This window comes from uncultured Rhodococcus sp., from assembly GCF_963525155.1.
Lineage (GTDB): Bacteria > Actinomycetota > Actinomycetes > Mycobacteriales > Mycobacteriaceae > Rhodococcus_F > Rhodococcus_F qingshengii.
Map to the genome: position 1 here is coordinate 1 of NZ_CAURKP010000191.1, position 9,230 is coordinate 9,230.

Genomic DNA, 9,230 nt, shown 5'->3' on the forward strand with positions numbered 1-9,230 from the left:
CCGTGCCTAGCAAGGTGACATCCGAACCCGAACCTGCCGTCAAGGCCACCGGACTAGCTGTCGTGCCCACCCATGCTGTGCCTGCTCCAATTCCCGCCGCCGTGCAGGCCGTGGAGGAGACACCTCGATACACCGAGTACCGCAGGGCGGGTTTGAGATCGGCATCACCGCCCGTCGCACCGAGTAGTTGTACCGTCGCGCCGAAAGTGCTGGCCGTGGGACCGATCCGTAGCGCTACCGGCGCATATACCGTCGTTCCGGGTGCGAGTGTGTTGAATCCCGTGCTGAATTGGAAGTGGCCGGCGGAAGCGTCGACTTGATACTCACCCCAGGTCGTCAGTCCGTCGAAACTGCCCTGGAGATTCCAACTTCCCGTCTTGAACTGCGCGTCGCCGAAAACGTTGTCTGTCCACGCCGCCAAGGTGACAGCGGCGCCGATACCGAGGACAAGTCCTCCGGCAAGTAACGCACGTACTTTGCGCTTGTTTACAGCCTTCCGATCAGTGGCCATGCTGGTCTCGATTCACTTGGAATGCGAAAGAACCTCCGATTCGGGAAATCTAGCCCCCAATTTCATCCGAAATATCCGAAATGACCGAAATCGAGACAAGAACTTCACGCCTTGTCCGCCTCGCCACCATCCGTGGGCGCTGACCAGGCGGAAATAGGAAAGCCGGCCAGATGGTTGCACCTTCCAACGACGTTTGCGTTCTATTCGCTGAGAAAGGCACCACATTCATGGCCGTCCCACTTTCCATCCTCGACCTCGCCTACATCGGCGACAACGAAACCGCCAAGGACACCTTCGGCGCCAGCCTGAGGTTGGCGCAACGAGCCGAAGAGTGGGGATACAAACGAATCTGGTACGCCGAGCACCACAACATGAGTTCCATCGCGTCGTCAGCTACGAGCGTTCTGATCAGCCACATCGCCGCGCACACGACCAAGATCCGCCTCGGCGCCGGTGGCATCATGCTCCCCAATCACGCACCGCTGACGATCGCCGAACAGTTCGGCACCCTCGAGACTCTGCACCCGGGTCGCATCGATCTCGGTCTCGGTCGCGCGCCCGGTAGTGATCAGAAGACGATGCAGGCTTTGCGACGCGACCCGAGTTCTTCGGACAGCTTCCCGCAGGACGTACTCGAGCTTCAGGGCTACCTCGGCGACACCTCGCGTGTCCCTGGAATCAATGCCGTTCCCGGTAAGGGCACTCACGTTCCGCTATACATCCTCGGATCGTCACTGTTCGGCGCCAAGCTCGCCGCGATGCTCGGCCTGCCGTATGCATTTGCCTCGCACTTCGCCCCCAACGCCCTGCGCGACGCCGTCGCAATCTACCGGCGCGAGTTCAAGCCGTCGGAGCAGCTAGCGGAGCCGTACGTCCTCGCCGGCGTCAACGTCATCGCCGCCGAGACGCATGAACAGGCCCAGCAGGACTTCCTCGCGGCCCAGCGTTCGCGCGTCAGCCTTCTTGTCGGAGGTGGACGCAAATTCACGGACGACGAGGCGGACATGCTGCTCGAGTCCCCTGCCGGTCAGCAGGTTCTTCAGATGACCAAGTACAGCGCCGTCGGCACTCCCGTGGAAGTCCGCGCCTACCTCGACGAGTTCACCGAGCATGCGCAGGCCGACGAGCTCATCACGGTGTCGACCGGCAGCAACCCTGAGGCGCGGTTGCGCACGTTCGAACTCCTCGCCGACGTGAGCAATCTGGTGCCCGCCTAAGCTGCCGGTATGGGCGATCCTTCCCGTCGCGGGTTCATCTCGGTACTTGCCGTTCTACTTTCGACGGGTTGGGCAGCCAACCACTTTGCTTCGCTCATCCCGGTTCTCCGGGTGGACGAGGGCCTTTCGCATACCGTGCTCGACGGTGTTTTCGGTATCTACGCGCTCGGACTTCTACCCGGCCTGTTGACCGGTGGAGCACTGTCGGATCGCGTCGGCCGAGCTGTAGTCGTCCTGCCCGGAGCGCTCATAGCCTCGCTCGGAACCTTGATTCTTCTTCTCTGGCACGACGCGCCCGGGCTCATGGTCGGGCGCCTCGTTGTCGGTATCGGTGCCGGTCTGGCAATCGGCGCCGGTACCGCGTGGGCGGCTGACCTTCGCGGCAAGTCCGGAACCGTGATGGCGGGCGTAGTACTCACCTCGGGTTTCGCACTGGGACCACTGTTTTCGGGTCTGTTGGCACAATTTGCCGCCTTCCCACTCGCTACGCCCTTTGTCGTCTCGGCCTTCTTGTCGGTGGGTTCGGTTACCGCGGCAGCTGTGTGGAGTCGTACACCTGTTTCCGTAGAAGCCGCGACCGTCACACCCGTCCCAGACGGCGCGGAGCGCTCCGTCGCAAATGCGCCAGACGGCGCGGAGCGCTCCGTCGCAAATGCGCTGCTCTGGGCACTTCCGTTGGCGCCGTGGGTGTTCGCCAGCGCACCAGTCTCTTTTGTGACCATGACGGCCAGGCTCGGAGACCGCTACTCCGGCCCTCTCCTTCCGGGTTTCGCGGCGGCGCTGACTCTGGGTGCTGGAATCTTGGTTCAAACCGCTGCGCGCCATCGCAATTGGGGTCCTCAGGCCGGCACGGTCGGCGCCGCACTGGCGGCGCTCGGATACTGCCTGGTCGCCGTCGGCGGCGCACACCCCGCGCTCGGGTTGTTCATCGTCTGCGCGCTCGTCCTCGGTACGGCCTACGGACTGTGTCTGCGTGAGGGACTGCTCGACCTCGAGTCGCTGGCTCCCCCGGCCTCGAGGGGCGCTTTGACCGGGATCTTCTACGTCGGCACCTATCTCGGATTCGGACTGCCGGTGCTATTGGTTGTCATCGAACCCACGATGGGCCCGTCACTGCCGTTGGTGATCCTCGCCGCTGTTGCCGCCGTCGTTGCCGTGGTCCGATTCCGTCGATTGCGGTCGACCCAGGCTTCCGCCTCACATCCGCGTCTCGAAGCCGCATCGGTCTGAGCGTCCATTCGGACGGAGTTGGCGGTACTTGCAGTCGCAGCTACCCGGCGGTGTTAGCGTCGGAGGACCAGAAGGTCACTGCGTAGGGACACAGCAATGGGCAAGAGCGAGGCGGGCAAGGCCGAATCGGCCAAGAGTAGTGCGGACGACCTGACGGGTCGGCGCATCCTGATCACCGGCGCTGCCCGCAATATCGGTTCTTCGCTGGCCAGACGCCTGTACGACCGTGGTGCGTCCGTGGGACTGCTCGGCCTCGAGCCTGAACTTCTCGAGCAAGTCGCCACTTCCTGCGGCCGCGCCCCCTGGCAGTTGTGCGATGTCGCCGATCTCGCGCAGGTATCTCGCGGCGTCGACCACATCGCTGAGAAGCTGGGAGGCATCGACGTCGTCGTCGCCAATGCCGGGGTCGAGGCGAACTCGTCGATCCTCGGCGGCGACCCTGCGGACATGCGCCGCGCCGTCGAAGTCAACCTCATGGGCACGTACTACACCCTGCGCGCAGCAGGTCCGCACATCAGTCACGAAAACGGTTACGCCCTGGTGGTCGCCTCGGCTCACGGCGCCGCCAAGCATCCGTTTCGCGGACCGTTCGGTGCTTCGCGCGCCGGCGTCGAAGCGTTGGGCGACGCGTTGCGCTGGGAAATGAAACACCTCGGCACCAAGGTGGGCGTCGCGTACATCGGCGACATCGACACCGATACCACCGCACTGTCGTTCGACGGAGCACGCGGAACCCTCGCCAGCGTCGGCACCACGACCATCGCTGACGCCGTCGACGCGTTCGAGCGCGGTATCGTCGGCCGGAAGTCACGCGTACACGCGCCCCGCCGCAGCGCCGCGGTTCGCCACATCGCGCAACGAGCTATCGACCTCCGTCCCTCTCACATCCGTGGAGTCGCATGAACCCCCGCATCCCGCCCGGCCGATTCAAAGACCTCGGTCCGATCAACTGGGGAATCTGGCGTGTCCTGTCGAAGGCTGCCGGAGCACCCGACGCGCATCTGTTCAGCACCTTGGGCCGCACGGGTGGACTGTTCCGCGGTTGGCTGCACTACTCCGGCTCACTCATGCCCGGCGGCAAGATCTCTCGCCACGACACCGAACTGATCATCCTGCGGGTCGCGCACCTGCGGGACTGCGGTTACGAGATGGATCACCACATCAGGCTCGGCCGCAAAGCCGGAATCGACGCAGAAGAACTGGCCCGAATCATCGAGGGACCTGGCGCTTCCGAGTTGAGTCCGCGTCACCGTGCGATCTTGACTGCGGTCGACGAGTTGGTCACCACCAAGGACGTCACTGACGACACGTGGGGAACGCTCTCGCAGCATCTCGACGATCGCCGGTTGATCGAATTCACCTTGTTGGTCACTCAGTACGACGGCCTGGCCACCACGATCGGAACCTTGCGGGTTCAGCGCGACTTCACCTGACGTCCCGCGGCGGCCGTAACTCAGCTCTAACCCGAAGACATCTGGACGAAACACCTGATCAATAGCGTATACAGGTATGTCGACAGGGATGAATACGGCGCCGGAGCCACTGCGTGAGGTGGTCTACCGGGAACTACGCACCGAACTGGTCAACGGGACTATCGGGTTCGATCAGCGCCTGACGGAACCGAAACTCTCCACGCGTTTCGGCATTTCTCGCACACCAGTACGGGAAGCGTTGACGATGCTGTGCGCCGATGGACTCCTGCGCCGGGAAGAGTACGGGTTCTCCGCCGTGCGCCCGAGTATCCCGCGGATCCGAGATCTGTATGAACTCCGAATCACTCTGGAACTACAAGGAATTACCCGGGCGATCGCAGATCCGACGATCCGGCACGACCGAACAATCCTCGACGACGAGTTGGTGCGGTGGCGTGCCCTGGCTCTCGATCCGCCCGCTCAGGAACCGGGGTTCGTCGAACTGGACGAGGAATTCCACGTCGCCGTACTGAGGGCGTCGGGAAACAATGAACTGGTCGCGTCGCTGCTGTCGGTGAATTCCCGTATCCGGCACGTTCGGATGTACGACTTCATGGTCAACGGCCGCATCGACACCTCGATCGCGGAGCACATTCGAATCCTCGAAGAACTACGTGCCGGCAATCTGCCCGAGGCCCGCACGCTTTTGCACCAGCACATCGGCGAGTCTCTCGACGTCGTCCTCGACCGGGTGACCCGCGCGATCACCGCGCTCTCACTCGCCAACATCACGGACTGATCGGAGCAGTACACACCATGACCATCGCAGCAGAAGTTTTCACCCCGACAGCCCGGGTCGAGCAGGCATTCCAGCGGATCGAGGAAGTAGATCGCCCCGAAGTCTGGATCACGTTGCGCCGCAAGGAAGATGTGCTTGCCGATGCCGCTTCGGTCGAAGCCAGAATCGCCGCGGGCGAGCATCTTCCTCTGGCTGGGCGTCTGGTCGCCGTCAAGGACAACGTCGACGTCGCCGGTCTGCCGACCACAGCGGCGTGCCCCGAATTCGCGTATTCGCCGGACGAAACCGCCAGTGCCGTTGCGCGGTTGATCGAGCACGGGGCTGTTGTTCTGGGGAAGACCAATCTGGACCAGTTCGCCACCGGACTGGTCGGAACGCGCAGTCCGTACGGAGCCGTTCGCTGCGCCTGGGACGAAGAGTTGATCTCGGGCGGTAGTAGCTCCGGATCCGCCGTCGCTGTCGCGCTGGGAATTGCAGACATCGGAATCGGCACCGACACTGCCGGTTCGGGCCGGGTGCCGGCAGCGTTCCACGGGATCTACGGACTCAAGCTCTCGCTCGGCGTCATCCCCGCCCACGGAGTAGTGCCCGCCTGCGTCGACTACGACGCTCTGACGGTATTTGCCGACGACCTCGAATCGGCAACCGCGGCAGCGGCAATCATGATCGGCCACGAATCTCGGGATCCCCGCAGCCGCGTCTGGCCTTCCGACGTTCGTCTCGCGGCGGCGCCGAATCCCCGCGTCGCCGTCCCCCGAATCGAGGATCTCGCTCAACTGAGCCCGTCGTATACAGCAGCATTTCAGGACACTGTGACAGCTCTGGTAGCCGGCGGCGCCGAGACCGAGACCGTCGACATATCCGGACTGCTCGACGCGGCCCGATTGCTCTACGACGGCGCCGTGGTGGCGCAGCGGTACGCCGCTGCCGGCGAGTTCCTCGAAACTCGTCCTGCCGGAGCAGATCCCGCGGTGTCCGACATCGTGCTCGGTGCGAAGCACCCCACCGGATACCAGCTGGTCGACGATCTCGATGCTCTCACCCGCGCCAAGGCTGCCGCCCGGGAACTCCTCGCCGGGTTCGACGCCCTACTGCTTCCCACCACCACCGAACATCCGACCATCGCTGCCGTGACCGAGGATCCGTTCGGAATCAACCGCCGGATGGGAACTTTCACCAACTTCTGCAACCTGCTCGACATGGCGGCCGTCGCGGCGCCCGGACACCGCACCGCCGAAGATCACCCGTTCGGCGTCATGTTCGTCGTACCCGCTTTCGACGACCAGATCGCCATCGACCTCGCTGCGCGACTCGGCGGTGTGCCTTCACCCACCCTCGTCGATACCGGAATCGATCTCGCAGTATTCGGCGCTCACCTGCGCGGGCAACCCCTCAACACACAGTTGGTCGACCTCGGCGCGCGGTACGTCGAAACCGTCACGACCTCGGATGCCTACCGGCTCTTCGCTCTCGACACGACGCCACCGAAGCCCGGCCTGGTACGCCGTGGCCCTGGACTCGGCGCACCGGTCGTCGGCGAGATCTTCCGAATCTCACCGGCCGGGCTGGGAACGTTCCTCGCCGCCTTGCCTGCACCGATGGCGCTCACCAGCGTCGAGTTATCCGACGGCAGAACGACAGTCGGTTTCAGCTGCACTCATGACGCCGTAAACGGCGCAGCTGACATCACCGACTACGGCGGTTGGGCCGCGTACCTCTCTCGCTGACAGTCACGGCTTGCAGATTCGAGTGACGGCCTCGCGCACCACTTCACGGCGGCGCGCGATCTCGTCGGCGTCGACGTTCTGGTTGTCGGCCACACCGGGGGCCACCACCCAGCCGAACACGAGGCCGAACAGCATCGTGATCAGGTCCTGGGGGTCCCAGTGCTTCGAGATGAGGCCGTCTTCTTGAGCCTTGCGGATCGTGGCCATTCGCGGAACCCAGCTGGAATGTTCCTCGGCCAACTTCTTCATCCGTGGTGCCTCACCCTGCAATTGACCCCAGATCATCATCCGTTGAATCTGTGGTTTGCCGAGCATTGCGTCGAACAGTTCGACAGCATGCGCGGGCATGTCTTCACCGGTGAACTCGACGGATTCCATCGCCTGCTCGAAGTCGACGTCGAGCACCGCGTGGAACAACGCGACCTTGTCACCGAAATATGCGTAGAGGCGCTCCTTACTGGCGTTTCCGTTCTTCGCAATCCGATCGATGCGCGCACCGGCAAGCCCGTAGGTGCCGAATTCTTCTTGCGCAGCGTCGAGGATTCGCTGTTTCGTCGCGGTCACGTCAGTGGGAGCCATAGTGATGATGGTAACCGAACGAACTATTTCGTTTGACTCACCCGAGAAGGCTGGAATACCTTTTTCCAATGACCACCACGTCCCACGTCGACGGCGGCACTCTGCCACCGATCCCGGCTGTCTCCGAGAATCCGAATCATCAACGTCGCTGGCTGGTGCTCTGCATCGTCGCGTTCGCTCAACTCATGGTGGTGCTCGACGGCACCATCGTCTCCATCGCCCTACCGGCAGCCCAGGAGGAACTGGGCATCAGCGACCTTGACCGCGCGTGGGTGGTCACGTCGTACGCCTTGGCGTTCGGTGCGCTGCTGCTCCTCGGCGGACGTATTGCCGACTACTGGGGCCGCAAGCGCTCCTTCATCGTCGGCATGGCGGGCTTCGCGGTTGCCTCCGGCATCGGCGGCATCGCTCAGAGCGGTATCGAACTGTTCATCGCCCGCGCCGGCCAGGGCGTCTTCGCAGCACTGCTCGCGCCCGCCGCGCTGTCGATGCTCACCACCACCTTCATCGGAGAGAAGGAGCGCGCCAAGGCTTTTGCCGTCTACGGCGCGATCTCCGGCGGTGGCGCTGCTATCGGCCTTCTCCTCGGTGGAGTGCTGACGCAGTACGTCGACTGGCGCTGGTGCCTGCTCGTCAACATCCCGATCGCGCTGATCGCCATCGCTGCGGCCGTCCCGATCGTCAAGGAAACCAAAGCGCACGGCGACACGAGCTACGACCTTCCCGGCGCTGTCCTCATCGCCCTGGGGCTCGGCTCACTGGTCTACGGATTCACACGCGCCGAGCACGGCTGGGGTCAGGCGGACACTTTGCTGTTCATCGCACTGGGTCTGGTCTTCCTCGCGATCTTCGTGGTCGTCGAGAGCCGCAGCAAGAATCCGCTTCTACCGCTGAGCGTTCCGTGGCATCGCGATCGCGGCGCTGCTCTGATCGGCTCCATGCTGGTGGGCGCCGCCCTGCTCGGCGGCACGTTGTACCTGACGTTCTACCTGCAGATCGTGCTCGGATTCAGCCCGGTCATGGCCGGCGTCGGATCGCTGCCGATGGCGTTCTTCATCGTCTTGGCGTCGACCATCGCAGCGCAGTTGTCCACCAAGATCGGCCCCAAGCCGCTCATGGTCGCCGGCCCGCTGGTGGCAGCGGTAGGACTGCTCATGCTGACCCAGATCGAGGTACACAGCTCCTACTGGACGCACGTGTTCCCCGGCCTCGCGATCTTCGGCTTCGGACTGGGTCTGCTGATGGTGCCGATGCAGAACCTCGCACTGATCGGTGTCCCCGACCACGACGCCGGCGCTGCCAGTGCCCTGGTCAACGCCACCCTGCAGATCGGCGGCGCACTCGGAACCGCACTGTTCACCACGATCTACGCTTCGGCCAAGTCGGCCTTCACCGCCGACAACGCGGCGCCGATCCCGCCGGAAGGCATTCCTGTCGACATGTCGAATGCGACCATCCCGACCGGCGATCAATTGGCGCTACTCCCCCAGCCGGTGCAGGACTTCGTCGCCTCGATGACGGACTACTTCTTCGGCGCCGAGGTATCCGGATACTCGGCCGCATTCGGTTGGGCGGCAATCCTGTTGGCGATCATCGCACCGGTAGTGCTGGTGCTGGTCCGCGCCAAGAAGGGTGATCTGCCCGCCGAGGGTGCAGTCCACATGGGGTAACCCCTGTGCGCCATTATTAACCGCCCGCGGTTAATAAAGGCGCACAGCAGGTCAGGCCGTCTTCAACACCTCAGCCACCGGAGTG

General features: G+C 63.7%; 9 protein-coding genes. 7 read left to right on the forward strand and 2 right to left on the reverse strand.

The features are described from left to right. On the reverse strand, positions 1-511 hold a 511-nt coding region (locus tag RWT78_RS25090), incomplete at its 3' end, for a SipW-dependent-type signal peptide-containing protein (protein WP_314681678.1). A 227-nt stretch (positions 512-738) separates the two neighbouring features. Between RWT78_RS25090 and RWT78_RS25095 the strand changes: the two genes are divergently transcribed. The 6 genes from RWT78_RS25095 (at position 739) to atzF (ending at position 6,896) form a co-directional block, all read left to right on the forward strand. Further along, on the forward strand, positions 739-1,728 hold the full coding sequence (locus tag RWT78_RS25095) for an LLM class flavin-dependent oxidoreductase (protein WP_314681682.1): 990 nt from the start codon (positions 739-741) through the stop codon (positions 1,726-1,728). 9 nt (positions 1,729-1,737) lie between these two features. Next, the gene (locus tag RWT78_RS25100; protein ID WP_314681683.1) at positions 1,738-2,958 is read left to right on the forward strand and encodes an MFS transporter; all 1,221 of its coding nucleotides are present in this window, start codon (positions 1,738-1,740) and stop codon (positions 2,956-2,958) included. Between the two features lie 96 nt (positions 2,959-3,054). Then, positions 3,055-3,861, forward strand: a complete 807-nt coding sequence (locus tag RWT78_RS25105; protein WP_208689763.1) for an SDR family NAD(P)-dependent oxidoreductase — start codon at positions 3,055-3,057, stop codon at positions 3,859-3,861. Continuing rightward, positions 3,858-4,391: a carboxymuconolactone decarboxylase family protein gene (locus tag RWT78_RS25110; protein ID WP_314681686.1), complete on the forward strand. Its 534-nt coding sequence runs from the start codon at positions 3,858-3,860 to the stop codon at positions 4,389-4,391. The genes RWT78_RS25105 and RWT78_RS25110 overlap by 4 nt, the downstream gene beginning before the upstream one ends. Before the next feature lie 76 nt (positions 4,392-4,467). Beyond that, positions 4,468-5,169 carry a GntR family transcriptional regulator gene (locus tag RWT78_RS25115; protein WP_019744458.1) on the forward strand — a complete coding sequence of 234 codons (702 nt, stop codon included), beginning with the start codon at positions 4,468-4,470 and terminating at the stop codon, positions 5,167-5,169. A gap of 17 nt (positions 5,170-5,186) precedes the next feature. After that, on the forward strand, positions 5,187-6,896 hold the full coding sequence (gene atzF, locus RWT78_RS25120) for an allophanate hydrolase (RefSeq protein WP_314681689.1): 1,710 nt from the start codon (positions 5,187-5,189) through the stop codon (positions 6,894-6,896). A 3-nt stretch (positions 6,897-6,899) separates the two neighbouring features. Here the strand turns inward: atzF and RWT78_RS25125 are convergent, their stop codons facing one another. Then, positions 6,900-7,475 (reverse strand): TetR family transcriptional regulator, encoded by a 576-nt coding sequence (locus RWT78_RS25125; RefSeq protein WP_003941498.1) that lies wholly within the window; start codon positions 7,473-7,475, stop codon positions 6,900-6,902. Positions 7,476-7,543: 68 nt separating this feature from the next. Here RWT78_RS25125 and RWT78_RS25130 point away from each other — a divergent pair, with 68 nt between their 5' ends. Beyond that, positions 7,544-9,145, forward strand: coding sequence for an MFS transporter (locus RWT78_RS25130; RefSeq protein WP_003941517.1), 1,602 nt, complete (start codon positions 7,544-7,546; stop codon positions 9,143-9,145). The last annotated feature ends 85 nt before the right edge of the window (positions 9,146-9,230 follow it).